This is a genomic window from Streptomyces sp. SAI-135 (genome assembly GCF_029893805.1).
Classification (GTDB): Bacteria; Actinomycetota; Actinomycetes; order Streptomycetales; family Streptomycetaceae; genus Streptomyces.
Map to the genome: position 1 here is coordinate 6,918,125 of NZ_JARXYP010000002.1, position 26,814 is coordinate 6,944,938.

A 26,814-nucleotide genomic window follows, 5' to 3' on the forward strand; every position below is an offset into this window, starting at 1 on the left:
AATCGCCAATGCGCAAAGGGCAGTACAGGTTCGTCGCGGGATTTCTCTTCGCTCCCGTGGCGCTCTATCTGATCTTCGTGATCTGGCCCTACATCCAGACGATCGGCTATTCGCTGACCGACTGGAAGGGGCAGTCGCAGACGTTCAAGTTCATCGGCCTGGACAACTACAAGGCGCTGTTCCAGGACGACGTCTTCATGCAGGCCATCTGGCACAACATCCTGTTCCTGATCTTCATCCCGGTGATCACCATTCTGCTCGCCCTGTTCTTCGCCTTCATGCTGAACGCGGGCGGGCGCAGCAAGGCCGGCGGGGTGCGGGGAGTCGCCGGATCGCAGATCTACAAGGTCGTCTACTTCTTTCCCCAGGTGCTGTCGCTGGCGATCGTCGCCGTGCTGTTCAACGCGGTGTACCGCAGCGACGGCGGCGGTCTCCTCAACGGATTCCTGATCAAACTCGGCCTGGTCGACGCCCAGAATCCGATGGAATGGCTCAACGAGCCCGATCTGGTGCTGTGGATGCTGGTCATCGCCGTGGTGTGGCACGGGGTCGGCTTCTACCTGGTGCTGTTCTCGGCCGCCATGCAGTCGATCCCGAAGGACATCTACGAGGCCGCGCTCATCGACGGCGCCGGCCGCAACCAGTCCTTCTTCCGCATCACCCTGCCGCTGCTGTGGGACACCGTGCAGACCGCCTGGGTCTACCTGGGCATCGTCGCGATGGACATGTTCGTGCTGGTGTCGTCGATGACCCAGAACATGGGCGCCTACGGAGGCGGCCCGGACCATCACAGCGACGTGATGTCGACGGTGATGATGCGCAACTTCCAGTACTTCGGCAAGAGCGGATACGCCTGTGCGATGGGCGTCGTCATGCTGCTGCTCACCCTGGTCCTGTCCGTGGTCATGCTGCGTGCCACCCGCCGCGACCGCGTCGAGTTCTGAGCGGGAGAGATACGACGATGAGCGCACCCATCAAGGAGACCGCCGCCGTCCCGGCCCAGCGGACCACGGGCACGGCCCCGGTCCGCCCGGGCAGCGAGCGCAGCGAGGGCGTCGTCCTGAACGCCTTCTCGCACGGGTTCCTCGCGCTGTGGGCCCTGCTGATCGTGCTGCCACTGCTGTGGCTGGTGCTCAGCTCCTTCAAGACCGACGCCCAGATCGGCGGTTCGGCCTTCGGCTGGCCGCAGCACTGGTCCCTGGACGTCTTCGGGCGGGCCTGGGACAAGGGCATCGGCGACTACTTCCTGAACACCGTCATCGTGCTGGTCTTCTCGGTGCCGCTGACGATGCTGCTGGGCTCCATGGCCGCCTACGTCCTGGCCCGCTACCAGTTCTGGGGCAACAGGTTCCTGTACTTCTTCTTCGTCGCGGGCGCGATGTTCCCGGTGTTCCTGGCCCTGGTCCCGCTGTTCTTCATGGTGAAGCGGCTGGACATGCTGAACACCTACCAGGGGCTGATCCTGGTGTACGTCGCCTACTCGATGCCGTTCACGGTGTTCTTCATGCACGCGTTCTTCCGCACGCTGCCCACGGCCGTCTTCGAGGCCGCGGTGCTCGACGGCGCCTCGCACACCCGGACCTTCTTCCAGGTGATGCTGCCGATGGCGAAGCCGGGGCTGATCAGCGTCGGCATCTTCAACACCCTCGGCCAGTGGAACCAGTTCATCCTGCCCACGGTGCTGATGCAGCCGCAGAGCGGCGACGATCCGGAGCGCTATGTGCTCACCCAGGGCCTGATCCAGCTCCAGCAGCAGATGGGGTACGCCTCGGACCTGCCCGTGCTCTTCGCCGGGGTGACCATCGCGATGATCCCCATGCTGGTGGTGTACCTGTCCTTCCAGCGTCAGGTGCAGGCGGGTCTGACGTCGGCGACCTTGAAGTAGCGCTCCGCGAGCGCGCGCAGGCGCACCGTTGCCGTTCCCGGTGACGGTGCGCCGACGTGTGCGCTACACCCCGGATACTGTTCAACCTCTTGACGGGAGGCGACCCGAACGGCTCAGCTTAGAGTTCACTAGTTGGACATAGACGGGGCCTCATCGATGCGGTCCCGCGCGCAGGAGGTCGTCGTGGAGACTCCGGGGTCGCAGTCGTCGCTGCACCGAGCCAACCTGGAGCGGGTCGTGCGGGCCGTCCGGCTGGCCGGGTCGCTCACCCAGGCGGAGATCGCACGGACCACGGGACTGTCCGCCGCGACCGTCTCCAACATCGTCCGTGAACTCAAGGACGGCGGGACCGTCGAGGTCACCCCCACATCGGCGGGTGGCCGACGGGCCCGTGCCGTCTCCCTGAGCGGGGACGCCGGCATCGTCATCGGGGTGGACTTCGGGCACACCCATTTGCGCGTCGCGATCGGGAACCTCGCCCACCAGGTGCTCGCCGAGGAGTCCGAGCCGTTGGACGTGGACGCTTCCTCCAGTCAGGGCTTCGACCGGGCGGAGCAGCTGGTCAACCGGCTGATCGAGGCGACCGGTGTGGACCGCTCGAAGATCGCCGGGGTGGGTCTCGGCGTACCGGGACCGATCGACGTGGAGTCCGGCTCCCTGGGCTCCTCCGCCATCCTGCCGGGCTGGATCGGCACCAAGCCCGCCGAGGAGCTCCAGGGGCGGCTCGGCGTGCCCGTGCACGTGGACAACGACGCCAACCTGGGCGCCCTCGGCGAGCTGGTCTGGGGCAGCGGCCGGGGGGTGCGCGACCTGGCGTACATCAAGGTCGCGAGCGGTGTCGGCGCCGGCCTGGTGATCAGCGGCAAGATCTATCGGGGCCCGGGTGGCACAGCGGGAGAAATCGGGCATATTACTCTTGATGAGTCCGGCCCCGTCTGCCGCTGCGGCAACCGCGGCTGTCTGGAGACGTTTGCGGCCGCGCGCTATGTGCTGCCGCTGCTCCAGTCCAGCCACGGCACCGATCTCACCATGGAGGGCGTTGTTCGACTCGCACGGGACGGAGACCCTGGCTGCCGTCGGGTGATCGCCGACGTCGGCCGACACATCGGCAGTGGAGTCGCCAATCTCTGCAACTTGCTGAACCCGAGCCGAGTCGTCCTGGGCGGTGATCTCGCCGAGGCCGGTGAGCTGGTGCTCGGTCCGATCAGGGAGTCTGTCGGCCGCTATGCGATCCCGAGTGCGGCACGTCAACTGTCCGTGCTTCCAGGGGCACTTGGAGGCCGTGCGGAGGTGCTCGGAGCACTCGCCCTCGCGCTCAGCGAGATGGGTGATTCGACCCTTTTGGACAGCACGCTGCATGCCGCGGCGCCTGCGTTCACTTAGAGAACGCACGACGTCGTTGCCATCTCGTTAAGTATTTACTTCTTGACGTCGCACGTGTGGCCGAGTTGACTTCCAGCCACCTCGGCCGCAACGACGCGGCCTCGTCAGGGAGGTTTCTCAAGTGAACACGCTCATGCGTCGTGTGGCCGTATCCGTCGCGATCTCGGCGCTCGCCGTCTCGGCCGCGGCCTGTGGCAAGGCCGGCGACGACGACAACGGCAGCGACAGCAGCAGCTCGGGCTCCGGCGGCAAGTCGATCGGCCTGCTCCTGCCCGACAACGTCACCGCGCGGTACGAGAAGTTCGACAAGCCGTACTTCGAGGACAAGGTCAAGGAGCTGTGCAGCGACTGCACCGTCTCCTACGCCAACGCCGCGGCCGACCCGGCCAAGCAGGCCCAGCAGATGAGCAGCATGGTCACCAAGGGCGTCAAGGTGATCGTGGTCTCGGCGCAGGACTCGGCCGCCATCAAGTCCTCCATCGCCTCCGCGGTGAGCAAGGGCGTCAAGGTCGTCGCGTACGACCGTCTGGCCCAGGGCCCGGTCTCCGCGTACGTCTCCTTCGACAACGTCAAGGTCGGCGAGCTCCAGGGCCAGGCCCTGCTCGACGCCCTCGGCTCCAAGGCGAGCCCCTCGGCGAACGTCGTCATGATCAACGGTGACGACGCCGACCCGAACGCCGGTCAGTTCAAGGAGGGCGCGCACAAGGTCCTCGACGGCAAGGTCAAGATCGCCTACGAGCAGTCCGGCCTGTGGAAGGACACCGTCGCGGCGCAGAAGATGTCCGCGGCCATCACCCAGCTGGGCGCCAAGAAGATCGCGGGCGTCTACGCCGCCAACGACGGCATGGCCGGTGGTATCGCCAACACCCTCAAGGGTGCCGGAATCAGCGACATCCCGCTGACCGGTCAGGACGCCGAGCTCGCCGCCATCCAGCGGATCGTCGCCGGCACCCAGTCCGCCACGGTCTACAAGGCCTACAAGCCGGAGGCCGACACCGCCGCCGAGCTCGCGGTCAACCTGCTCCAGGGCAAGGACATCAAGTCCCTCGCCGACACCGAGGTCACCAGCGGCTCCGGCGACAAGGTCCAGGCGAAGCTCCTGACCCCGGTCTCGGTCACCGTGAAGAACATCAAGGACACGGTCGTCAAGGACGGTCTCTACACCGTCGCCCAGATCTGCACCGCGGACTACGCCGCAGCGTGCAAGAAGGCCGGTCTGCAGTAAGGCCGCCCTCGCCTCCCGGGCGCGTTCCGTGACGGACGCGCCCCGGGGGCGGGCACAGAGCCTGTCCGGCGCCCGCACCGCCTTCATACCCCGCTGCGGGGCGGGCGCCGGACGGAAGCATGGCGGACGCAGCCGTTGCCAAGAGGCACCGGCCGCGCGCATGTTCGACTAGTAAATCCGTGCTCCGACACAACTCGTCAGTCGAGTGCTACGAGCCTGAGTGTCCCGAGCACAACCCCTCCGCGCCTTACCCCAAGCGCGGCATCCCCGCCGGTCAGGCGGCGAAGGAGATGGTTCACGTGTCCGCTACGCCCGTGCTGGCGTTGCGCGGAGTCTCCAAGCGATTCGGTGCGGTGCAGGCCCTCACCGATGTCGAACTGGAGGTCCACGCCGGAGAAGTGGTCGCCCTGGTCGGCGACAACGGCGCCGGAAAGTCCACGCTGGTCAAGACGATCGCCGGCGTCCACCCCATCGATGAGGGCGTCATCGAGTGGGACGGCAACCCGGTCAGCATCAACAAGCCGCACGACGCCCAGGGACTCGGCGTCGCGACGGTCTACCAGGACCTCGCCCTGTGCGACAACCTCGATGTGGTCGGCAACCTCTACCTCGGTCGTGAGCTGCTGCACCGCGGCGTCATCGACGAGGTCACGATGGAGCAGAAGGCGCGCGAGCTGCTGAGCACGCTCTCCATCCGCATCCCGAGCGTCCGCATCCCGATCGCGAGCCTGTCCGGCGGTCAGCGCCAGGTCGTCGCCATCGCGCGCGCCCTGATCGGCGACCCCAAGGTCGTCATCCTGGACGAGCCCACCGCCGCCCTCGGTGTCGAGCAGACCGCCCAGGTCCTCGACCTGGTCGAGCGGCTGCGCGAGCGCAACCTCGGCGTCATCCTCATCAGCCACAACATGGCCGACGTGAAGGCGGTCGCCGACACGGTCGCCGTGCTGCGTCTGGGCAGGAACAACGGCTCCTTCCCGGTGAAGGACACCAGTCAGGAAGAGATCATCTCCGCGATCACCGGTGCCACGGACAACGCCGTGACCCGTCGCGCGGGGCGTCGCAGCACGGAGGCCGCGAAGTGAGCGACACATCCAAGGTATCCAAGGCGGATGCCGCGACGGACGGTCAGACCACCGTCGCCCCCACCGACGACCCCACCGCCGCGCCGGTCGCCGTCGTCGACCCCCGGCTCCTGGTCCGCGAAGAGGGCTTCAAGGGCTACTGGACCGAGTTCACGCGCAAGGTCAAGGGCGGTGAGCTGGGCTCGCTGCCGGTCGTGGTCGGCCTGATCGTCATCTGGACGATCTTCCAGCTCCAGAACGACCGCTTCCTGAGCGCCGACAACCTCTCCAACATCAGCTACTACCTGTCGGCCACCGGCATGCTCGCCATCGGCCTGGTGTTCGTCCTGCTGCTCGGCGAGATCGACCTGTCGGTCGGTTCGGTCAGCGGTCTGGCCTCGACCCTGTTCGCGGTGTTCGTGGTCGAACACGGCATGAACCCCTGGCTCTCGCTGGTCCTTGCGGTCATCACCGGTATCGCCGTCGGCGCGCTGCACGGCTGGTTCTTCGCCAGGATCGGTGTCCCGGCGTTCGTCGTCACCCTGGCCGGCTTCCTCGGCTGGAACGGTCTGATGCTGTGGCTGCTGGGCTCCAGCGGCACCATCAACATCCCGTCCGACTCGGGCCCGGTCCACCTGCTCGGCCAGAACTCGTTCTTCATGGACCAGGCCATCATCGGCGCCTACCTGCTGGCCGGTCTCGGTGTCGTCCTGACCCTCGTCGGCAACTTCGGCGAGCAGCGGCGCCGCAAGGCCGCGGGCGTGCCCTTCCGGCCGACCAGCGAGATCCTGATGCGCGTCGGCGCGCTCGCGGTGGCGTCCTTCGTCACGGCGGCGGTGCTGAACGACGCCGCCGGTGTCTCCAACGCGCTGGTGATCTTCCTGGCGGCACTGGTGATCGTGGACTTCGTGCTGCGTCGCACGACGTACGGCCGCAAGGTCTTCGCGGTCGGCGGCGGCATCGAGGCGGCCCGTCGTGCCGGTATCAACGTGCCGATGATCCGGATCACCGTCTTCGCCATCTCCGGCGGCTTCGCGGCGATCGGCGGCATGTTCTTCGCCGGCCAGACCGCCAGCGCCACGCTGAGCGCCGGTGGCGGCAACACGCTGATGCTCGCCATCGCGGCGGCCGTCATCGGTGGTACGTCGCTGTTCGGCGGACGCGGCTCGGTGTGGTCCGCGCTGCTCGGCATGCTGGTGATCCAGTCCATCCAGACCGGTCTGGACCTGCTGAACATGAACCAGTCCATCCAGTACATGATCACCGGTGGTGTTCTGCTCGGCGCCGTCGTCATCGACTCGGTGTCGCGCAAGTCTCAGAAGGCCGCCGGCCGCGGCTGACACCCCAGGGCACAGCCCCCGCGGGTCCATCGTCCTGCCCGGTACTCACAAGGTGCCGGGCAGGACTGTTGTCGTAGAACATTAGACTCGACTCACCCGGCAAGCTCGATCAGCTAAGCAAGGAGGCACGGGTGCCGCTGCTGACCCGTATCAGGGGACCGCGCGATCTGGACCGGCTCAGCCTTGAGGAGCTGGACCAGCTGGCGGAGGAGATCAGGAGCTTCCTCGTCGGCGCGGTCTCCAAGACCGGCGGCCACCTCGGCCCCAACCTCGGTGTGGTCGAGCTGACCATCGCGCTGCACCGGGTCTTCGACTCGCCCAAGGACCGGGTGCTCTTCGACACAGGGCACCAGTCCTATGTGCACAAGCTGCTCACCGGGCGCCACGACTTCTCGAAGCTGCGCTCCAAGGGCGGGCTGTCCGGCTACCCCTCGCGTGCCGAGTCCGAGCACGACGTCATCGAGAACAGCCACGCCTCCACGGTCCTCGGCTGGGCCGACGGGCTCGCCAAGGCCAACCAGGTGCTGAAACGGGACGACCACGTCGTCGCCGTCATCGGTGACGGCGCCCTGACCGGCGGTATGGCCTGGGAGGCGCTGAACAACATCGCCGACGCCAAGGACCGTCCGCTCGTCATCGTCGTCAACGACAACGAGCGCTCCTACGCACCGACCATCGGCGGCCTCGCGAACCACCTGGCGACCCTGCGCACCACCGACGGCTACGAGCGCTTCCTGGCCCGCGGCAAGGACCTCCTGGAGCGCACCCCGGTCGTCGGCCGCCCGCTCTACGAGACCCTGCACGGCGCCAAGAAGGGCCTCAAGGACTTCATCGCGCCCCAGGGCATGTTCGAGGACCTCGGCCTGAAGTACGTCGGCCCCATCGACGGCCACGACATCGAGGCCCTGGAGTCGGCGCTGGCCCGCGCCAAGCGCTTCGGCGGCCCGGTGATCGTGCACTGCCTCACCGAGAAGGGCCGCGGCTACGAGCCCGCCGAGCAGGACGAGGCCGACCGCTTCCACGGCATCGGCCCCATCCACCCCGACACCGGCCTGCCCATCAAGGCCTCGGCCGCCAGCTGGACCTCGGTCTTCGGCGACGAGATGGTCAAGCTCGGCCAGGAGCGCGAGGACATCGTCGCCATCACCGCGGCCATGCTTCAGCCGGTCGGCCTGAAGAAGTTCGCGGACACCTTCCCGGACCGCATCTACGACGTCGGCATCGCCGAGCAGCACGCGGCCGTCTCCGCGGCGGGCCTCGCGACCGGGGGCCTGCACCCCGTCTTCGCCGTCTACGCCACCTTCCTCAACCGCGCCTTCGACCAGGTCCTCATGGACGTCGCCCTGCACAAGTGCGGAGTGACCTTCGTCCTCGACCGGGCCGGCGTCACCGGCGACGACGGCGCCTCGCACAACGGCATGTGGGACATGTCGATGCTCCAGGTCGTGCCCACGCTCCGGCTCGCCGCCCCGCGCGACGCCGAGCAGCTGCGCGCCCAGCTGCGCGAGGCCGTCCAGGTCAAGGACGCGCCGACCGTGCTGCGCTACTCCAAGGGCGTCGTGGGCCCCGCCGTACCCGCGGTGGGCACCGTCGGTTCCATGGACGTGCTGCGCGAGCCCGGCACGGACCGGCCCGACGTGCTCCTCGTCTCCGTCGGCGCCCTCGCCCCGATGTGCCTGGAGATCGCCGGCCTGCTCGACAAGCAGGGCATCTCCACCACCGTCGTCGACCCGCGCTGGGTCAAGCCCGTCGACGAGGCCATGGCCCCGCTCGCGGAGCGGCACCGCGTGGTCGTCACCGTCGAGGACAACAGCCGCGTCGGCGGTGTCGGCTCGGCGATCGCCCAGGCCCTGCGCGACGCGGGCGTCGACGTCCCGCTGCGCGACTTCGGCATCCCGCCGCGCTTCCTCGACCACGCCTCCCGCGCCGAGATCATGGCGGAGATCGGGCTGACCGCCCCCGACATCGCCCGCCAGGTCACCGGCCTCGTCTCCAAGCTGGACGGCCGGTACGACAGCGCCCCGGCCGAGGCGCAGCCCGCCCGCGACTGACGCCCCGATACGCCCGAACGGGCCGGTCGCACCACTCTTGACAGTGGTGCGACCGGCCCGTTCGCGTGAATCCGCCCGCGCCGGGGCATACGACCTGTGCCCCCTCTCGATCATGTCGAGGACGACACAGCGTGGGAGGTACCCGTGAGCAGCACCCTCTTCCGGACGAAGAAGGTCGAGCAGTCCATCCTCGATACCGAGGAGCCAGAGCACGCGCTCAAGAAGTCCTTGTCCGCGCTGGATCTGACCGTCTTCGGCGTCGGTGTCATCATCGGCACCGGCATCTTCGTCCTGACCGGCACCGTCGCCAAGAACAACGCAGGACCGGCGGTCGCCCTGGCGTTCGTGGTCGCCGGTGTCGTCTGCGCGCTCGCCGCGCTCTGCTACGCCGAGTTCGCCTCCACCGTCCCGGTGGCCGGATCGGCGTACACCTTCAGTTACGCCTCCCTCGGTGAACTGCCCGCCTGGATCATCGGCTGGGACCTGGTCCTGGAGTTCGCGCTGGGCACGGCGGTGGTGTCCGTCGGCTGGTCCGGCTACATCGCCTCGCTGCTGGACAACGCGGGCTGGCATCTGCCGGCAGCGCTCGGCAGCCGGGACGGGGCCGACGGCTTCGGCTTCGACATCCTGGCCGCCGCGCTCGTCCTGGTGCTCACCGGCATCCTCGTGCTCGGCACCAAGCTCTCCGCGCGCGTGACCTCGCTCGTCGTGGCCATCAAGGTGACGGTCGTGCTGACCGTGATCATCGCCGGTGCCTTCTTCGTCAAGGGCGACAACTACGACCCGTTCGTCCCGAAGGCACAGGACGTGCCGGCCGGCGACAGTCTCCAGTCGCCGCTGATCCAGCTCATGTTCGGCTGGGCGCCCTCCAACTTCGGCGTGATGGGCATCTTCACCGCCGCCTCCGTCGTCTTCTTCGCGTTCATCGGCTTCGACGTCGTCGCCACGGCCGCCGAGGAGACCAGGAACCCGCAGCGCGACATGCCCCGCGGCATCCTCGGCTCCCTCCTCATCTGCACGACCCTCTACGTGGCCGTCTCGATCGTCGTGACCGGCATGCAGAAGTACACGGACCTGTCCGTCACGGCCCCGCTCGCGGACGCCTTCAAGGCCACCGGCCACCCCTGGTTCGCGGGCTTCATCAGCTTCGGCGCCGCGGTCGGCCTCACGACGGTCTGCATGATCCTGCTGCTGGGCCAGACCCGGGTGTTCTTCGCGATGAGCCGGGACGGACTGCTGCCCACGTTCTTCTCCCACGTCCACCCCAAGTTCCGCACCCCGCACCGCCCGACGATCCTGCTCGGGGTGATCATCGCGATCGTCGCCGGCTTCACGCCCCTGAGCGAACTCGCCGAACTGGTCAACATCGGCACCCTGTTCGCGTTCGTGGTCGTCGCCATCGGTGTGATCATCCTCCGCAAGTCCCGCCCCGACCTGCCCCGGGCGTTCCGCACCCCGTGGGTGCCGGTCATCCCGATCCTGTCGGTGGCGGCCTCCCTGTGGCTGATGCTCAACCTGCCGGCGGAGACCTGGCTGCGGTTCGCGATCTGGATGGTCCTCGGCTTCGCCGTGTACTTCCTCTACGGCCGCACCCACAGCCGCCTCGGCCGGCGCATGGAGACGGCCGACGGCAACACCGAGTAACACACACGTTCCTTCACCCGGCCCCGTATGTCCTGCCCAGCCAGGGGACACGGGGCCGGATAGCGTGCGGCCATGCCCGCAGAGCTGCTGCTCCCGTCACCCTCCGTGCCCGGCTCGCGTACGGCGTACTGGAGCCGGCTGCTCCCGCTGCTCGCGGCCCTGGCCTGCGTGACGAGGATCCCGTCCTTCATCCGCCCCCTGTGGAACCCGGACGAGGGCTATCTCGCCGTCCAGGCACGGCTGCTGGCGCACGGCGGACAGCTCTACGAGACGGTCGTCGACCGCAAGCCGCCCTTCCTGCCGTGGCTCTACGAGGCCGCGTTCGCGGTCACGGGCTCCGGCACGCTGGCCGGGGTGCGCATCCTGGCGGTGCTGGCCCACCTGCTCACCGCCGCCCTGCTGGCCTCCCTGGCCCGCCGCCGCTGGGGCGACCGGTCCGGCCGCACCGCCGCGGTCCTGTACCTGCTGATCTCCGTGGGACTGAACCCCGAGGACGCCCAGGCCGCGGCCTTCGGGGCGTTCCTGCTGCCCTGCACGGCCGCGGCGATGTGGTGCGCGGACCGGAGGCACTGGGGCGCGGCGGGCACGGCGGTCGCGTGCGCCTTCCTCACCAAGCAGACGGGCGGGGCGGTGCTGCTGCCGGTGCTGTGGCTGTACGCCGCCTCGGGCGCGGGGCGCCGGGGCGTGCCGCGGCTCGTCGCGGGGGCGGTGCTGCCGGTGCTGGGCGCGGCGCTGGTCACGGACCCGGCGGGGTTCCTGTTCTGGACGGTGACGGGTTCAGGGGCGTACGCGAGCCCGAGCGGCTCCGAACTCCACGTCCTGACAAGAGGGTTGGGCAACACCGGCATCGTGGCGGTGGCCTGCGCCGGCCTCATCGCCCCCCTGGTACGGGCCCGGCGGGCACCGACCACCGACCTGTGGCTGTGGCTGCTCGCGTCGGCGGGGGCCGTGCTGCTCGGCCTCCACTTCTTCGGCCACTACTACCTCCAACTCCTCCCGCCGGTCGCACTCCTGGCCACGGCGGCGCTGCACACGCTGCCGTACGACCGCACGGTCACCGCTGTGCTCGCGTCGGCCTGCGCGTGCGTGCTGTTCCTGACGTGGGGCGTGCTGGCCCCTCGTCCGGAGCTCGACCACGCCCACCGGGTCGCGCAGGCGGTGGCGTCGCGCACGGCGCCGGGTGACCCGGTGCTGATCTGGGGCATGCACCCGGAGACGTACTGGCTGGCCGACCGCACCCCGGCGACCCGCTATCTGACGGCCGGTCTCCTCACGAACTACAGCGGGGGCCGGGACGGCGGTCGGGTGGGGGAGAGGTACGCCGTGCGGGGCACGTGGACGGTGTTCCGGCGGGAGGCGGCCGCGGCGGTCCTGGTGGTGGACGACTCCCGGGGCAAGCCGTATGCGCCGGAACGGGTGCGGGGCCTCCGGCGGTTGTTGGCGGCGGGGTACGAGGAGGCGGGGACGGTGGACGGGGCGGTGCTGTACGTGCGGCGGAGGTAGCGGGTACGTCGTCGGGTGCGGGCCGGTGGGGGCCGTTCGCGCAGTTCCCCGCGCCCCTGTGTGGGTGCAGTTGAGGCCTGCCTGGCTGGACCCACCTGTCTGGGGGCGCGGGGAACTGCGCGACCCGCCCCCACCGGCCCGCGGGCGAACGACGACCCTCAGGGCCGTACTGTCCGCGGTCCCGCCACCTCCGCGCCCAACTCACCAACTCTGCGCCGGAGTTCACGGTCCGCCGTGACCACCAGCACCGGCCGCTCACCCGCCGCCCCCGCCACCAGTTCCACCATGTGGTCGTCCCCGCTCCCCGGAGCCGACTCCACCCGCACTCCCGGCACCGAGGACACCCCCCGCGCCGCCCCCTCCACCACCAGCACGATCTCCACCGCCCCGGCCCGCCCCGGCACCCCGTCCGCCGCCAGCCGGTCCCGCAGCCGCTCCGCCGCTCCCCGCCGGTCCCGCCACCACCCGTCCGGCACCGACCCGACGACATTCGCGGCATCCACGACGACCAGCAGCACGTCACTCATGCACCCCAGCGTCCCACGCCCGGCCCGCCCGAGGACGGCGCCGGCCGCCCGATTAGAGTGGGCCCGTGTCAATGGTCCGTACAGTGAACGGCGACTGGCTCATCCGCGCCCGCGACGGCCGGCTCGGCGTCTACGCCACCCGCGACGAAGCGGTGTGGTGCCGGGCGGAACGCCACCCGGGCAGCGACACCTGGCTGCCCTGGCGCAAGGTCGGCGGCGCCCAGCGCCTGCATCCCGGACTCGCCGTGGGGCACGGCCCCGACGGCTACGCCCACCTCGCCTCCTGGCGGCCCACCAAGGGCCAGGAGGCGGGCCTGGTCCACTCCACGCACTTCCGCGTCCACCTCGCCGCCCTCGACTGGAACCCGGTCGGCCACCCGGACAGAACGGGCGCGCGCACCGGCGTACCCGCCGTGGCCGTCGACGCGGAGGGCCGCGCCCACGTCTTCGTCCGCAAACGTGGTGACAGCGTGGGCGCCCTCATCCAGAAGGAACGCGGCGGCTGGAACCCCTGGGCCGACCTCGGCGGAACCGGCGTGCACGAACAACTGACCGCCGTCACGGGGGAGTCGGGCAGGGTCCAGCTGTACGGCACCCACCCGGAGGGCATCCTGCGCTGGCTCCAGGGGGAGGCGGGCGCGCCTCCCGTCCCCGCCGACCCGCTGCCGGTGCGCGTCGAGCCGGGCACACTCAGCGCGCTGCCCACCTCCAAGGAGCACACCACGCTGTTCTTCGCGGACCCCGAGGGCATGCTCCACGCCTGGCGCCCGGACACCGAACCCACCCCGCTGCTCGCGGCGGCGGGCCCCGGCCCGGCGGCCCTGCTGCGCTGCACCCTGGAAGGCCACGACTGCACCCTGCTCGCCCAGCGTTCGGCGTCCGGCCGGGTCGCCTTCGCCGCCTGTCCGACCGAGCAGGAGTCGGCCGGCCTGTGGTGGACCGAGTCCGGGCCGCAGCTGCCGGCGGGCACGGCCGTGGCCCTCGCCGAGGACGCGGACGGTCGTGTCGTCGCCGCGACGGTGACCCCCGACGGGGAGCTCAGGATCGCCCGCCAGAAGGACGAACCGGGCCTGGCACTGGCCGCCTGGCGCGAGGTCTGACCCCCGCCGTCGCCCGTCCGGTGCACGGTGCACGGAAGAGGGCCCCCGCCGAAGCGGAGGCCCTCTTCACGGCCGTACGAAGAACACCTACGCCGGAACCGACGCCACGCCCGGAGCCAGGAACTTCTTGCCGTTCACGCGCTCGGAGACACCCTCGCGGTCCAGGTACGGCGTGATGCCGCCCAGGTGGAAGGGCCAGCCGGCGCCCGTGATCAGGCAGAGGTCGATGTCCTGGGCCTCGGCGACGACGCCCTCGTCGAGCATGAGCCCGATCTCCTGGGCGACGGCGTCGAGGACGCGCTCGCGGACCTGCTCCTCGCTGAGGACGACATCGCCCTGCTTGAGGAGCGCGGCGACCTCGGGGTCCAGCTCCGGCTTGCCGGAGTCGTAGACGTAGAAGCCGCGCTTGCCCGCCTTGACGACGGCCGCGAGGTTCGGGGAGACCGTGAAGCGGTCCGGGAAGGCCCGGTTGAGGGTCTCCGAGACGTGCAGACCGATCGCGGGGCCGACCAGCTCCAGCAGGACCAGCGGGGACATCGGCAGGCCGAGCGGCTCCACCGCCTTCTCCGCCACGGCGACCGGGGTGCCCTCGTCGATGACGTTCTGGATCTCGCCCATGAAGCGGGTCAGGATGCGGTTCACGACGAACGCCGGGGCGTCCTTGACCAGAACCGCGGTCTTCTTCAGCTTCTTGGCGACGGCGAAGGCCGTGGCCAGCGAGGCGTCGTCGGTCTGCTCGCCGCGGACGATCTCCAGGAGCGGGAGGATCGCGACCGGGTTGAAGAAGTGGAAGCCCACGACCCGCTCGGGGTTCTTCAGCTTCGACGCCATCTCCGTCACCGACAGCGAAGAGGTGTTGGTGGCGAGGATCGCGTGCGCCGGGGCGACCGCCTCGACCTCCGCGAACACCTGCTGCTTGACGCCGATCTCCTCGAAGACGGCCTCGATGATGAAGTCCGCGTCGGAGAAGCCCTCCGCCTTGTCCAGCACACCGGTGACCAGGGCCTTGAGGCGGTTGGCCTTGTCCTGGTTGATACGGCCCTTGCCGAGCAGCTTCTCGATCTCGGCGTGGACGTAGCCCACACCCTTGTCGACGCGCTCCTGGTCGATGTCGGTCAGCACGACCGGCACCTCCAGGCGGCGCAGGAAGAGCAGCGCGAGCTGGGAGGCCATGAGGCCGGCGCCCACGACGCCCACCTTGGTGACCGGGCGGGCCAGGTTCTTGTCCGGGGCACCGGCGGGCCGCTTGCCGCGCTTCTGCACCAGGTTGAACGCGTAGATGCCGGAGCGCAGTTCGCCACCCATGATCAGGTCGGCGAGGGCCTGGTCCTCGGCGTCGTAGCCCTGCTGGAGGTCGCCGTTCTTGGCGGCCTCGATGATGTCCAGGGCGCGGTAGGCGGCCGGAGCGGCCCCGTGCACCTTGGAGTCCGCGACGAAACGGCCCTTGGCGACGGCCTGGTCCCAGGCCTCACCGCGGTCGATCGCCGGGCGCTCGACGACGATCTCGCCCTTGAGGACGGACGCCGTCCACAGCAGGGACTGCTCCAGGAAGTCCGCGCCCTCGAACAGCGCGTCGGCGATGCCCAGTTCGTAGACCTGGGCGCCCCCCAGCTGCTTGTTCTGGTTGAGGGAGTTCTCGATGATGACCGAGACGGCCTTCTCGGCGCCGATCAGGTTCGGCAGCAGGGTGCAGCCGCCCCAGCCGGGGACCAGGCCGAGGAAGACCTCGGGGAGCGAGAAGGCGGGCAGGGCCGCGGAGACCGTGCGGTAGGTGCAGTGCAGACCGACCTCGACGCCACCGCCCATCGCCGCGCCGTTGTAGTACGCGAAGGTCGGCACCGCGATGCCCGCGAGGCGCTTGAAGACCTCGTGGCCGCCCTTGCCGATGGCGAGCGCGTCCTCGTGCCTCTTCAGCAGCTCGACGCCCTTGAGGTCGGCGCCGACCGCGAAGATGAACGGCTTGCCGGTGATGCCGACACCGACGATCTCGCCGGCCGCGGCCTCCTTCTCGACCTGGTCGATGGCGGTGTTCAGGTTCGCCAGCGACTGCGGGCCGAAGGTGGTCGGCTTGGTGTGGTCGAAGCCGTTGTCCAGCGTGATGAGCGCGAACCGCCCCGCGTTGAACGGCAGGTCCAGGTGGCGTACGTGCGCCTGGGTGACGACCTCGTCGGGGAACAGCTCGGCCGCACCCTTCAAGAGCTCAGTGGTGCTCACTTGCTGCCTCCGGCGTCCTTGTGGTTCGGGTTCTCCCAGATGACCGTCGCGCCCATGCCGAAGCCGACGCACATGGTGGTCAGGCCGTAGCGGACCTCGGGCTGCTCCTCGAACTGGCGGGCCAGCTGCGTCATCAGGCGCACACCCGAGGAGGCGAGCGGGTGACCGAAGGCGATCGCGCCGCCGTACTGGTTGACGCGCTCGTCGTCGTCCGCGATGCCGTAGTGGTCGAGGAAGGCCAGGACCTGGACGGCGAAGGCCTCGTTGATCTCGAACATGCCGATGTCGGAGATCGACAGACCCGCCTGGGCGAGGGCCTTCTCGGTGGCCGGGATCGGGCCGTAGCCCATGACCTCCGGCTCGACACCCGCGAAGGAGTACGACACCAGGCGCATCTTGACCGGGAGGTCGTTCTCGCGGGCGAAGTCCTCGGAGGCGATCAGGGAGGCGGTGGCGCCGTCGTTCAGACCGGCCGCGTTACCGGCGGTGACCCGGCCGTGGACGCGGAACGGGGTCTTGAGGCCGGAGAGGTTCTCCAGGGTCGTTCCCGGGCGCATCGGCTCGTCGGCGGTCACGAGGCCCCAGCCGGTCTCACCGGCCTCCGGGTTGGTGCGGCGCACCGAGATCGGGACCAGGTCGGCCTGGATCTTGCCGTTGGCGTACGCCTTGGCGGCCTTCTCCTGGGAGCGCACGGCGTACTCGTCGGCGCGCTGCTTGGTGATCTGCGGGTAGCGGTCGTGCAGGTTCTCGGCGGTCATGCCCATGAACAGGGCGGACTCGTCGACCAGCTTCTCGCTCACGAACCGCGGGTTCGGGTCCACGCCCTCGCCCATGGGGTGACGGCCCATGTGCTCGACACCACCGGCGATGGCGATGTCGTACGCCCCGAAGGCCACGGAACCGGCCACCGTGGTGACGGCGGTCAGCGCGCCGGCGCACATGCGGTCGATGGAGTAACCGGGCACCGACTGCGGCAGACCGGCGAGGATGCCCGCCGTACGGCCGATGGTGAGGCCCTGGTCGCCGATCTGCGTGGTCGCGGCGATGGCGACCTCGTCGATCTTCTTCGGGTCCAGACCCGGGTTGCGGCGCAGCAGCTCCCGGATCGCCTTCACGACGAGGTCGTCGGCGCGGGTCTCGTGGTAGATGCCCTTCGGGCCCGCCTTGCCGAACGGGGTGCGGACGCCGTCGACGAAGACGACGTCCCTGACGGTACGAGGCACGATGGCTCTCCTCCAGATGCGGGATCTGCACTGCTGCGATGCGCTGAGCGCGCGCTCAGGTCCCATGCTACTTATGAGTAACGTGACTGCACACCCCTGGCGGCGGGAGCGGCGAAGGTCACACCGCGGGAGGTGCCGTGGAACCCCTCGGTGTCAGGACCGGAGTGGGCACGGGGTGCGATCCTGGTCCCTCCCCGGTGATCACTCCGAACAGGGTACGGGCCGCCTCCGCGCCGAATCCGTGCACGTCGTGGCTCATCGCGGAGAGCGTGGGGTGGGTGAGCCGGCACAGCTGCGAGTCGTCCCAGGCGAGCAGCGAGACATCGCGCGGGACGTGCAGCCCCATCTCGGCCGCGACCGACAGTCCGGCCACCGCCATGATGTCGTTGTCGTAGACGATCGCCGTCGGCCGGTCGCTGGGCGGGGCGGTCAGCAGGGACCGGGTGGCCCGCCCGCCGGCCTCCCCTGAGTAGTCGGTGGTCACCTGCCAGGCCCCCGCGAGGCCGAGCCCGCGCGCCGCGTCGTCGAACGCCGCCGTCCGCGTCGCCGTGTGCCCGAGCGCGGCCGCACCCCCCACCCGGGCGATCCGCCGGTGACCCAGCGCCGCCAGATACCGCACGGCCTCCGTCACGGCGGTGGCGTCGTCGGTCCACACCGAGGTGAGGCCCCCCGTGAACGACGGATGCCCTACGGCCACCACCGGCATCCCCAGCCGTGCGACCGCCGCGACGCGCGGGTCGTCGGCCCGGAAGTCGACCAGGATCGACCCCCCGACCTGGCGTCCCCGCCACCACGACTCCTGGAGGCCGGCCTCCTCCTCCACGTTCCGCACGAGCCGCAGCAGCAGCGAGCAGTTCCGCTCGATCAGCACGCTCTCCACGCCCGACACGAACTCCATGTAGAAGGGTTCGAGCCCCAGCAGCCGCGCCGGCCGGCAGATCGCGAGCCCCACCACGTCCACCCGGGACCCGGCCAACGTCCGTGCCGTGAGGTTCGGCGCCCAGCCCAGCTCCCGCGCCGCCCGGAAGATCCGGTCCCGGGTCGCCTCCGACAGCCCCGGCTTGTGGTTGAAGGCGAGGGAGACGGCCCCCTTGGACACCCCGGCGCGCGCGGCGACGTCCTTGATGGTGACGCGGGAGGTCGGCTGGGCTGTCATCGGCTGGGCTCCAGGCAGTACAGGGCGGACCGGGCGGCGTCCGGATCGGGAGTCTCCCACCCGCTGACCCCGATGGTCACCCGCTCGCCGGGCAGCAAGGTCACCAGCCCCCGGTCGGCCCGCGCCGCTGGATCCAGCCGGTCCGCCTGGAGCAGCAGATCCCGTACGAGAGTGCGGGCCGTCACGGTCACGGCCCCCGGCGCCACGGACACGTCGAACTCGGGCCGGGGGTAGGGGATGTCCCGGTCGGGGGAGGGAAAGTGCAGGGCACGCAGCATCCCCGACACCTGGCCGGCCCCGAGCCCCCGGCCTGTGCCTGCGCCCGCACCGGGCTCTGCCTCAGTGCCTGCGCCTGTGCCTGCGACGCCGGGTCCCGCCCCGGTGGCCGTGCCCACGGCCGCGTCGGGGCCCGGCCCCGTGCCCGCACGGGTTCCCGCGTCCGAGACCTGTCCCGCGCTCCCAGCCGAACGGGGTCCCGCCCCCGGGCCGTGACCCGCGCCTACGCCCGGAACCGCCCCGACTCTCGCGCCGAGCCCCGGCTCCGGCCCCGCACTGCTTCCCACGTCGGAACCCCACCCCGCACCCGCCTCGGGTCCCGGCCCCGCACTGCTTCTCACGTCGGAACCCCACCCCGCACCCGCCTCGGGTCCCGGACCCGCGCTGGTTGTCACGTCCGAGCCCCACCCCGCACCCGCCTCGGGTCCCGCACCCGCGCTGGTTGTCACGTCGGAGCCGCACCCCGCACCCGCCTCGGGTCCCGCCCCCGCACCCGCACCCGCAGCCGTCCTCGTTCCCGTGTCCCCCGCCATCCCCCCGTCCCACCCCGGCCCGCCGCTTCCCGTCACGTCCGCCACCAGGAACTCCTTCGCCCCCGCCGGCACCACTTCCGCCGGTACCGGCACCTCCGTGACCGACCGCCGGTCCGCGCGGAAGGCCACCCCGGTCTCGTCGATCACCTCGCCGTCCACCGCCATCCGCCGCAGCCGCAGCACCCCCGCCCACGGATCGGCCGCCTGGTTGACCGCTGCCACCACCAGCCCGCGCTCCCGCTCCTGAATCGTCAGCAACCGGTCCGCGTACAGCCGCCGCAGCTCGTGATAGAGCGGCTTCTCCCGCCCGTCCCCGTCCACCGCAGCCCAACTCGTCACCGGCCAGCAGTCGTTGAGCTGCCAAACCACCGTGCCCGCGCACACCGGCCAGTGCGACCGCCAGTGCTCGATCCCGGCGGCGACGGCCCGCGCCTGGTTGACCTGCGTGAGGTAGTGCCAGCGGTCGAAGTCCCCCTCGGGGAAGGCGAAATGGTGCTCCAGGCCCCGCCGGAGCTTTCCGTTGCCGTCGTCCGCCTTCTGGTGGTGCAGCATCCCGGGGAGAGTCCGCCGCGAGCTCCTCCCCGGGCAGCGCACGCGCCAGCGTGGCGTACGCGGGCGGCGCCTGCCAGCCGAACTCGGCCACGAACCGCGGCACTTCACTGCGGTACCCGGCCCAGTCGAGACGGTTCCACACCTCCCAGGAGTGGTGCGTCCCGTGCGCGGGGTCGTTGGGATGGTGCTCCCACGACCCCGACCAGGGGCTGCCCGCCGTGTACGGACGCGTCGGGTCCAACTCGGCCATCACCCGCGGCAGTACGCCCAGGTAGTACCCCTCGCCCCACGAGTCCCCGGCGAGCCGCGCCTCCCAGCCCCAGTCCCGGAAGCCCCACAGGTTCTCGTTGTTGCCGTTCCACAGCACGAGCGAGGGATGCGGCATCAGCCGTACGACGTTCTCCCGGGCCTCCGCCTCCACCTCACCCCGCAGCGGCTGCTCCTCCGGATAGGCCGCGCAGGCGAACGGGAAGTCCTGCCAGACCAGCAGCCCCAACTCGTCGCAGGCGTCGTAGAAGTCCTCGCTCTCGTAGATCCCCCCGCCCCACACCCGTACGAGGTCGACACCCGCGTCGGCCGCCTGCCCCAGCCGCTCCCGGTACCGCTCACGGGTGATCCGGGACGGGAACACGTCGTCCGGGATCCAGTTCACGCCGCGGGCGAAGAGCCGCTCGCCGTTCAGCACGAGCGTGAACCCCGTGCCGTGCTCGTCGGCCGACCGGTCCAGCCCGACGGTCCGGAAACCCACCCGCCGCCGCCACACGTCCAGCGGTCCGCCCTCGTGCAGCAGCGTCAACTCGACGTCGTAGAGCGGCTGTTCCCCGTACCCGCGCGGCCACCACAGCCGCGCGTCCGGCACCTGGAGCCGCACGCTGCCCGAGGTCCCGTCGATCGCGGCGCGTGCCCGCACCCCGTCCACGACGGCCTCCACCGTCAGCGGCGCCTCGACCCGGGCCCGCTCCACGTCCACGGCCAACTCCACGACTCCCACGCCCTGTTCGACGGTGACCAGCGGCCTCACCCGCGCGATCCGGGCCGTCGACCACCGCTCCAGACGCACCGGCCGCCAGATCCCGGCCGTCACCAGCGTGGGCCCCCAGTCCCAGCCGAACGAACAGGCCATCTTGCGGATGTACTGATAGGGCTCGGCGTACGCGGCGGGCCGCTCGCCCAGCCTCCCGCGCACCGCCTCGGCCTCGGCGTAGGCGGAGACGAACCGCACCGAGAGCCGCCCGGACATACCCGTCACGTCGAAGCGGTACGAGCGGTGCATGTTCCGGGTCCGGCCCAGGAGCCGGCCGTCCAGCAGGATCTCCGCCGCGGTGTCGAGGCCGTCGAAGACGAGGTCGGTCTGCTCGTGGCCGTTCGTGGGGGCGAGGTCCCGCTCGTAGGTCCACTCCCGCCGCCCCACCCACGCGACCTCGGTCTCGTTGCGCCCGAGGAAGGGATCCGGGATCACCCCCGCCGCCAGCAGATCGGTGTGCACACAGCCCGGTACGACGGCCGGCAGCTCACCTCCCTCGTGCCGCAGGATCCATCCCTCGGTGAGCGGTGTGGCCTGAAGCATGTACGCACTCCTAAACCGATCAAGTCCGGTACTGCGGAAGCTTTTCGGCAGCGCTGCCATCGTTGGCGAGATACGGACTTTACCGGTTAAGAAAACGTTGTCAGAGTACCGAACCAGCCAACCAGCTCGTGCTCGTCCGTCCCGTGAACGGAGCTGATGCACATGAACCGCCGTACGGTCCTGTCCCTGGCCGTGGCCATGAGTGCCGCCCTGCTGCTACCGGGCTGCACCGGCACCGGAGGATCCGCAAAGGGCGCCGACGCCAAGGCTCCTGACGATCCGTCGAAGGTCACCGGCACCATCAAGGTCCTCACCGTCCGCACCGACCTCGTGCAGGACGGCACGATGAAGAAGTACGCCGCCGAGTTCAACAAGACGTACCCCAAGGTCAAGGTGGAGTTCGAGGCCCTCACGAACTACGAGGCCGAGGTCAAGATCCGGATGAACACCGAGAACTACGGTGACGTCCTGCTGATCCCCGCGGTCATCAAGAAGGCCGACTACCCGAGGTTCTTCGCCTCCCTGGGCACCCAGGCCGAGCGCGGCGAGAAGTACCGCTTCACCGACTACACCACCGTCGACGGCAAGGTCTACGGGCAGAGCCCGATCGGTGTGGCCCCCGGGTTCGTCTACAACAAGCGGATCTGGAAGGAGGCCGGGGTCACCGAATGGCCCACCACCCCGGCCGAGTTCATCGCCGACCTCAAGGCGATCAAGGCGAAGACCGACGCGATCCCCTACTACACCAACTTCGCGGCCGGCTGGACGCTCACCTCCTGGACGTACGTCGACGGGGCCGTCCACTGCGACCCGCAGGCCACCACCAAGCTCGCCGAGGGCGACCCGTGGGCGAAGGGCGCCGACCTGCGCGTCGGTGACACCCTGCTGCACGACATCGTGAAGGCAGGCCTGGTCGAGAAGGACCCCACCACCAGCAACTGGGAGGAGTCCAAGCCCCGTACCGCCAAGGGCGAGATCGCCACCCAGTGGCTCGGCACCTGGGCGATCGTGCAGTTCAGGGACGCCGCCGAGAAGGCCGGGGTGAACCCCGACGACATCGGCTTCATGCCCTTCCCCTCGCAGACCGACGGCACGTTCTGCGCGACCGTCGCCCCCGACTACAACCAGGCCGTCAACGTCCACTCGCAGTACAAGGAGGCCGCCCGCGCCTGGATCGACTGGTTCACCGACAAGTCCACCTACGGGCAGGACAACCTGGCCGTCTCACCGCTGAAGAACGCCTCCATGCCCGAGGTCCTCAAGCCGTACGAGGAGCAGGGCGTCAAGCTCATCGAGGTCGACGACGCCCAGGGCGCCCGCGTCAAGCAGATCGACAGCGACTCGGAGGTCGGCATCTACGCCCCCGAGTACCGACAGAACCTCGTCGACCTCGCCCGCGGAGCCCGCAAGGGCAGCCTCGACGGCTTCCTCGGCGACCTCAGCAAGCGCTGGACGGACGCCCAGAAGAACCTGGGGTCCTGATGACGGACACGACACACACGGCGGTCGTGGAGGTGATCCCGGCCGCCCCCGCCCCGGCGCCCGCCCCGCGCCGGACCCGTGCCTGGCGGGGCGTCACCCCCTGGCTGTTCCTGATCGCCCCGCTCGCCCTGCTGATCACCTTCACGTACGCGCCGATCGTCAACATGCTGGCGTACAGCTTCACCGACTGGGACGGCGTCAGCCCCGTCCTGCACTACACGGGCGCGGAGAACTACCGGGAGGTCTTCACCCGCCCGGATCTCTTCGAGGTCTTCTGGGTCAGCGGGTACTACCTCGCCGCCTCCGCGGTCCAGATCGTCCTGGCGCTCTACTTCGCGACGGTCCTGAGCTTCGACGTCCGCTTCCGGAACTTCTTCAAGGGCGTGCTCTTCTTCCCGTACCTCGTCAACGGGGTCGCGATCGGGTTCGTGTTCCTCTACTTCTTCCAGGACGGCGGCACCCTCGACTCGGTGCTGAGCCTGTTCGGCGTGCACACCGACCACGCCTGGCTCGGCACCCCGGCCTCCGCGAACACCTCGCTGGCCGGCGTCTCGGTCTGGCGCTACCTGGGCCTGAACTTCGTCCTGTTCCTGGGTGCGATCCAGTCGATCCCGGGGGAGCTGTACGAGGCGGCCGAGCTGGACGGCGCGGGCCGCTGGCAGCAGTTCCGCCACATCATCGCGCCGGGCATCAAACCGGTCCTGACGCTGACGGTGATCCTCTCGGTCTCCGGCTCGCTCTCCGTCTTCGAGATCCCCTACATCATGACCGGCGGCGCGACCGGCACCGAGACCTTCGTGATCCAGACGGTCAACCTGGCCTTCCGCTTCAACAAGACGGGCCTGGCCTCGGCGGCCGCCGTCGTCCTCCTGCTGATCATCCTGCTGGTGACCTGGGTGCAGCGGCGCCTGGTCCCCGACGACAAGGTGGACCTCGTATGACCCGCCGTACGCTCACCCGCGCCCTGGTCCACCTCTCGCTGATCGCCGCGACGGTGGCCGTCCTGCTCCCGCTCGTGGTGGTCCTGCTCACCTCCCTCAAGTCGGAGAGGGAGATGGCGGACACGAGCGGGGCCCTCGAACTCCCGGACGACCCGCTGAACTTCCACAACTACGTGGCGGCCTTCCAGGACGGCGGGATGCTCTCCGCCTTCACCAACACGGCGATCATCCTGCTGGTGTCGGTCGGCGGCACGGTCCTCATCGGCTCGATGACGGCCTACGCCATCGACCGCTTCACCTTCCGCTTCAAGAAGCTGGTGGTGGTGCTCTTCCTGACGGCCGCGCTGGTCCCCGGCGTCACCACCCAGGTGGCGACCTTCCAGATCGTCAACAGCTTCGGCATGTTCGACTCCCTGTGGGCGCCGATCGTCCTCTACATGGGCACGGACATCGTCTCGATCTACATCTTCCTGCAGTTCGTCCGCTCGATCCCGGTCTCCCTGGACGAATCGGCCCGCCTGGACGGCGCCAACTCCTTCACGATCTACCGGAAGATCATCTTCCCGCTGCTGAAACCGGCGACGGCGACCGTGGTGATCGTGAAGGGCATCACCGTCTACAACGACTTCTACATCCCCTTCCTCTACATGCCGTCGGAAGATCTTGGCGTGATCTCGACGTCCCTGTTCCGCTTCAAGGGCCCCTACGCGGCCCACTGGGAGGTCATATCGGCAGGAGCGGTCCTGGTCATACTGCCCACGCTGATCGTCTTCCTGTCCTTGCAGCGCTTCATCTACAACGGCTTCATGAGAGGCGCGACCAGGTAAGCGCCGTCAGGGGCGCGGGGAACTGCGCGAGCAACCACGGACCCCCCGCAGCCGCCGTACATCGCGGAACCCCTACGGCGGCTATGCGGACAACGCGGCCACAAGAACTGGCGTGACCTGCTCGACCTGCCAGGCCCGAGCACCGAATCCCGCCAGCGCCGCCGCGACGGACTCCGCACTGACCACGGCGGGCGGCTCCCAGCACACCCTGCGCACGGTGTCCGGAGTGATCAGGTTCTCCTGAGGCATGTTCAGTGTCTCGGCCAACGCCGACACAGCTGCCCGCGCCGCGGACAGCCGAGCCGCCGCCGCAGGGTCCTTGTCGGCCCAGGCCCGCGGCGGCGGGGGCCCCGTCACCGGCTGCCCGGGCTGCGGCAACTGCGTCTCGGGCAGGGCCCTGGCCCGGTCGACGGCCGCCTGCCACTGCTCCAGCTGCCGCCGCCCGGTGCGATGCCCGAAGCCGTTCAGCGCGGCGAGCGCATGCACGTTCACCGGGAGGGCGAGCGCCGCCTCGACGATCGCCGCGTCCGACAGCACCTTGCCCGGCGACACGTCCCGCCGCTGGGCGATCCGGTCCCGCGCCTCCCACAGCTCCCGCACCACGGCCAGCTGCCGGCGCCGCCGTACCTTGTGCATCCCGGAGGTCCGGCGCCAGGGATCCTTGCGCGGCTCGGCCGGCGGGGCCGAGGCGATCGCGTCGAACTCCTGGAGCGCCCACTCCAGCTTCCCCTGCCGGTCGAGCTCCTTCTCCAGCGCGTCCCGCAGATCGACGAGGAGCTCCACGTCGAGCGCGGCGTACCGCAGCCAGGGCTCGGGCAGCGGCCGGGTCGACCAGTCGACGGCCGAGTGCCCCTTCTCCAGGACGAAGCCGAGCACCCCCTCGACCATCGCGCCGAGACCGACCCGGGGGAACCCGGCGAGCCGTCCGGCCAGCTCGGTGTCGAAGAGACGCGAGGGGATCATGCCTATCTCGCGGAGGCACGGAAGGTCCTGCGTGGCGGCGTGCAGCACCCACTCCACACCGGAGAGCGCCTCGCCGAGGCCCGAGAGATCGGGACAGGCCACGGGGTCGATCAGCGCGGTCCCCGCTCCGGCGCGGCGCAGCTGCACGAGGTACGCGCGCTGTCCGTAGCGGTAGCCGGACGCCCGCTCGGCGTCGACGGCGACGGGGCCGGAGCCCGCGGCAAACGCGGCGATCATCTCGGCGAGCGAGTCCTCGTCGGCGATCACCGGCGGAATGCCCTCGCGCGGCTCCAGCAGAGGGATCGGAGCCTCCGCGACAGAAGATCCGCCGTCGTCCGGAGGGCCGCCTCCGGTGGTGCGCAGTGAAACGTCTGCTGCGGTCTCTTGGGCGTCGGTCACATGTCAAGGGTATCTGTGTATGGACAGCGCCTGCCGACGGAACGTTCCGTCGGCAGGCGCCTGGGGGTCGTAAACCAGTCAGCCCGGTGAAAGGCCTGGTTCACGTCCGTGAACAGTGAGGCGTGGAGAGCCTCAGTGGATGATGCCGGTACGGAGGGCCACCGCCACCATGCCGGCGCGGTCTCCCGTGCCGAGCTTGCGGGCGATCCGGGCGAGGTGGCTCTTGACGGTCAGTGCGGACAGGCCCATGGAGACGCCGATCGCCTTGTTCGACTGCCCTTCGGCCACCAGCCGCAGCACCTCGACCTCGCGGCCGGAGAGCTCGCGGTAGCCGCCCGGGTGGCTCGGGGCACCCGGGGGGCGGCGGTGCATACGGGCGGCGGCGGCGCCGATGGGAGCGGCTCCCGGTCGGGTGGGGAGCCCGAGGTTGGTACGGGTGCCGGTGACGACGTAGCCCTTGACGCCGCCCGCGAGGGCGTTGCGCACGGCACCGATGTCGTCGGCCGCGGAGAGGGCGAGGCCGTTGGGCCAGCCCGCGGCGCGGGTTTCCGACAGCAGCGTCAGGCCGGAGCCGTCGGGGAGGTGGACGTCGGCGACGCAGATGTCTCTGGGACTGCCGATACGGGGACGGGCCTCCGCCACGGACGAGGCCTCGATGACATCGCGGACACCGAGCGCCCAGAGGTGACGGGTGACGGTGGAGCGGACACGCGGGTCGGCCACGACCACCATGGCGGTGGGCTTGTTCGGGCGGTAGGCGACCAGGCTTGCGGGCTGCTCGAGGAGAACGGACACCGGGCCTCCTGGGGTGGGGACGGCTGGAAGGTCACAGACGTCTTCGGCACCGAACCCGGCGTCCTTTAGAGAATGATCACGATCTAGTGAGTAACAATTAGTGCAATTCGGACGTACGGTCGATCGTTCGGTGAGCAGATCGGTTCGTTCGAGGGGCCACTCCTGAC

19 protein-coding genes and 2 pseudogenes are annotated in these 26,814 nt (G+C 69.9%); 13 read left to right on the forward strand and 8 right to left on the reverse strand.

Annotation, left to right across the window (positions count from 1 at the left end):
* Window positions 1-8 precede the first annotated feature (8 nt).
* The 9 genes from M2163_RS35770 to M2163_RS35810 all read left to right on the forward strand — a co-directional run bounded on the left by M2163_RS35770 (window position 9) and on the right by M2163_RS35810 (window position 12,092).
* Entirely contained in the window at window positions 9-944 is a 936-nt protein-coding gene (locus M2163_RS35770) for a sugar ABC transporter permease (protein WP_280848778.1), read from the forward strand.
* Between the two features lie 17 nt (window positions 945-961).
* On the forward strand, window positions 962-1,885 hold the full coding sequence (locus M2163_RS35775; protein ID WP_280848777.1) for a carbohydrate ABC transporter permease: 924 nt from the start codon (window positions 962-964) through the stop codon (window positions 1,883-1,885).
* A 183-nt stretch (window positions 1,886-2,068) separates the two neighbouring features.
* Window positions 2,069-3,268, forward strand: coding sequence for an ROK family transcriptional regulator (locus M2163_RS35780; protein WP_280848776.1), 1,200 nt, complete (start codon window positions 2,069-2,071; stop codon window positions 3,266-3,268).
* A 133-nt stretch (window positions 3,269-3,401) separates the two neighbouring features.
* Entirely contained in the window at window positions 3,402-4,493 is a 1,092-nt protein-coding gene (locus M2163_RS35785) for a substrate-binding domain-containing protein (RefSeq protein WP_280854062.1), read from the forward strand.
* 290 nt (window positions 4,494-4,783) lie between these two features.
* Window positions 4,784-5,575: an ATP-binding cassette domain-containing protein gene (locus M2163_RS35790; RefSeq protein ID WP_280848775.1), complete on the forward strand. Its 792-nt coding sequence runs from the start codon at window positions 4,784-4,786 to the stop codon at window positions 5,573-5,575.
* Entirely contained in the window at window positions 5,572-6,894 is a 1,323-nt protein-coding gene (locus M2163_RS35795) for a sugar ABC transporter permease (RefSeq protein WP_280848774.1), read from the forward strand. Before M2163_RS35790 ends, M2163_RS35795 begins: the two co-directional genes overlap by 4 nt.
* A 131-nt stretch (window positions 6,895-7,025) precedes the next feature.
* Complete coding sequence (gene dxs, locus M2163_RS35800) at window positions 7,026-8,945, forward strand: 1-deoxy-D-xylulose-5-phosphate synthase (protein WP_280848773.1); 1,920 nt, start codon at window positions 7,026-7,028, stop codon at window positions 8,943-8,945.
* A gap of 144 nt (window positions 8,946-9,089) precedes the next feature.
* Window positions 9,090-10,589 (forward strand): amino acid permease, encoded by a 1,500-nt coding sequence (locus tag M2163_RS35805; RefSeq protein WP_280848772.1) that lies wholly within the window; start codon window positions 9,090-9,092, stop codon window positions 10,587-10,589.
* Between the two features lie 72 nt (window positions 10,590-10,661).
* Window positions 10,662-12,092, forward strand: coding sequence for a glycosyltransferase family 39 protein (locus M2163_RS35810; RefSeq protein ID WP_280896038.1), 1,431 nt, complete (start codon window positions 10,662-10,664; stop codon window positions 12,090-12,092).
* Window positions 12,093-12,250: 158 nt separating this feature from the next.
* Here M2163_RS35810 and M2163_RS35815 read toward each other — a convergent pair whose 3' ends face one another.
* The gene (locus tag M2163_RS35815) at window positions 12,251-12,619 is read right to left on the reverse strand and encodes an NTP pyrophosphohydrolase (RefSeq protein ID WP_280896039.1); all 369 of its coding nucleotides are present in this window, start codon (window positions 12,617-12,619) and stop codon (window positions 12,251-12,253) included.
* Window positions 12,620-12,690: 71 nt separating this feature from the next.
* Here M2163_RS35815 and M2163_RS35820 point away from each other — a divergent pair, with 71 nt between their 5' ends.
* Entirely contained in the window at window positions 12,691-13,719 is a 1,029-nt protein-coding gene (locus M2163_RS35820) for a hypothetical protein (RefSeq protein ID WP_280897365.1), read from the forward strand.
* Between the two features lie 87 nt (window positions 13,720-13,806).
* Here the strand turns inward: M2163_RS35820 and M2163_RS35825 are convergent, their stop codons facing one another.
* From M2163_RS35825 to M2163_RS35845, 5 genes and pseudogenes are all read right to left on the reverse strand, one after another.
* Window positions 13,807-15,933 carry a 3-hydroxyacyl-CoA dehydrogenase NAD-binding domain-containing protein gene (locus M2163_RS35825; protein WP_280896040.1) on the reverse strand — a complete coding sequence of 709 codons (2,127 nt, stop codon included), beginning with the start codon at window positions 15,931-15,933 and terminating at the stop codon, window positions 13,807-13,809.
* Window positions 15,930-17,156 carry an acetyl-CoA C-acyltransferase gene (locus M2163_RS35830; protein ID WP_280896041.1) on the reverse strand — a complete coding sequence of 409 codons (1,227 nt, stop codon included), beginning with the start codon at window positions 17,154-17,156 and terminating at the stop codon, window positions 15,930-15,932. The genes M2163_RS35825 and M2163_RS35830 overlap by 4 nt, the downstream gene beginning before the upstream one ends.
* Before the next feature lie 118 nt (window positions 17,157-17,274).
* Window positions 17,275-18,312 carry a LacI family DNA-binding transcriptional regulator gene (locus M2163_RS35835; RefSeq protein ID WP_280848767.1) on the reverse strand — a complete coding sequence of 346 codons (1,038 nt, stop codon included), beginning with the start codon at window positions 18,310-18,312 and terminating at the stop codon, window positions 17,275-17,277.
* Window positions 18,309-18,587: pseudogene (locus M2163_RS35840) on the reverse strand (glycoside hydrolase family 2 protein); the annotation flags it as partial. The gene M2163_RS35835 and the pseudogene M2163_RS35840, both read right to left, overlap by 4 nt.
* A gap of 570 nt (window positions 18,588-19,157) precedes the next feature.
* Window positions 19,158-21,240: pseudogene (locus M2163_RS35845) on the reverse strand (glycoside hydrolase family 2 protein); the annotation flags it as partial.
* A 162-nt stretch (window positions 21,241-21,402) separates the two neighbouring features.
* On the opposite strand from M2163_RS35845, the gene M2163_RS35850 reads away from it, so the two are divergent.
* The 3 genes from M2163_RS35850 to M2163_RS35860 are packed head-to-tail and all read left to right on the forward strand — an operon-like array spanning window position 21,403 to window position 24,490.
* Entirely contained in the window at window positions 21,403-22,722 is a 1,320-nt protein-coding gene (locus M2163_RS35850) for an ABC transporter substrate-binding protein (protein ID WP_280896042.1), read from the forward strand.
* The gene (locus tag M2163_RS35855; RefSeq protein ID WP_280896043.1) at window positions 22,722-23,663 is read left to right on the forward strand and encodes a sugar ABC transporter permease; all 942 of its coding nucleotides are present in this window, start codon (window positions 22,722-22,724) and stop codon (window positions 23,661-23,663) included. Before M2163_RS35850 ends, M2163_RS35855 begins: the two co-directional genes overlap by 1 nt.
* Window positions 23,660-24,490, forward strand: coding sequence for a carbohydrate ABC transporter permease (locus tag M2163_RS35860; RefSeq protein ID WP_280848763.1), 831 nt, complete (start codon window positions 23,660-23,662; stop codon window positions 24,488-24,490). The genes M2163_RS35855 and M2163_RS35860 overlap by 4 nt, the downstream gene beginning before the upstream one ends.
* 81 nt (window positions 24,491-24,571) lie before the next feature.
* Here M2163_RS35860 and M2163_RS35865 read toward each other — a convergent pair whose 3' ends face one another.
* Window positions 24,572-25,852 carry a ribonuclease D gene (locus M2163_RS35865; RefSeq protein WP_280848762.1) on the reverse strand — a complete coding sequence of 427 codons (1,281 nt, stop codon included), beginning with the start codon at window positions 25,850-25,852 and terminating at the stop codon, window positions 24,572-24,574.
* A gap of 132 nt (window positions 25,853-25,984) precedes the next feature.
* A complete protein-coding gene (locus M2163_RS35870; protein ID WP_007385400.1) occupies window positions 25,985-26,647 on the reverse strand; it encodes a response regulator transcription factor in 663 nt (220 codons plus the stop codon).
* Between the last annotated feature and the right edge of the window lie 167 nt (window positions 26,648-26,814).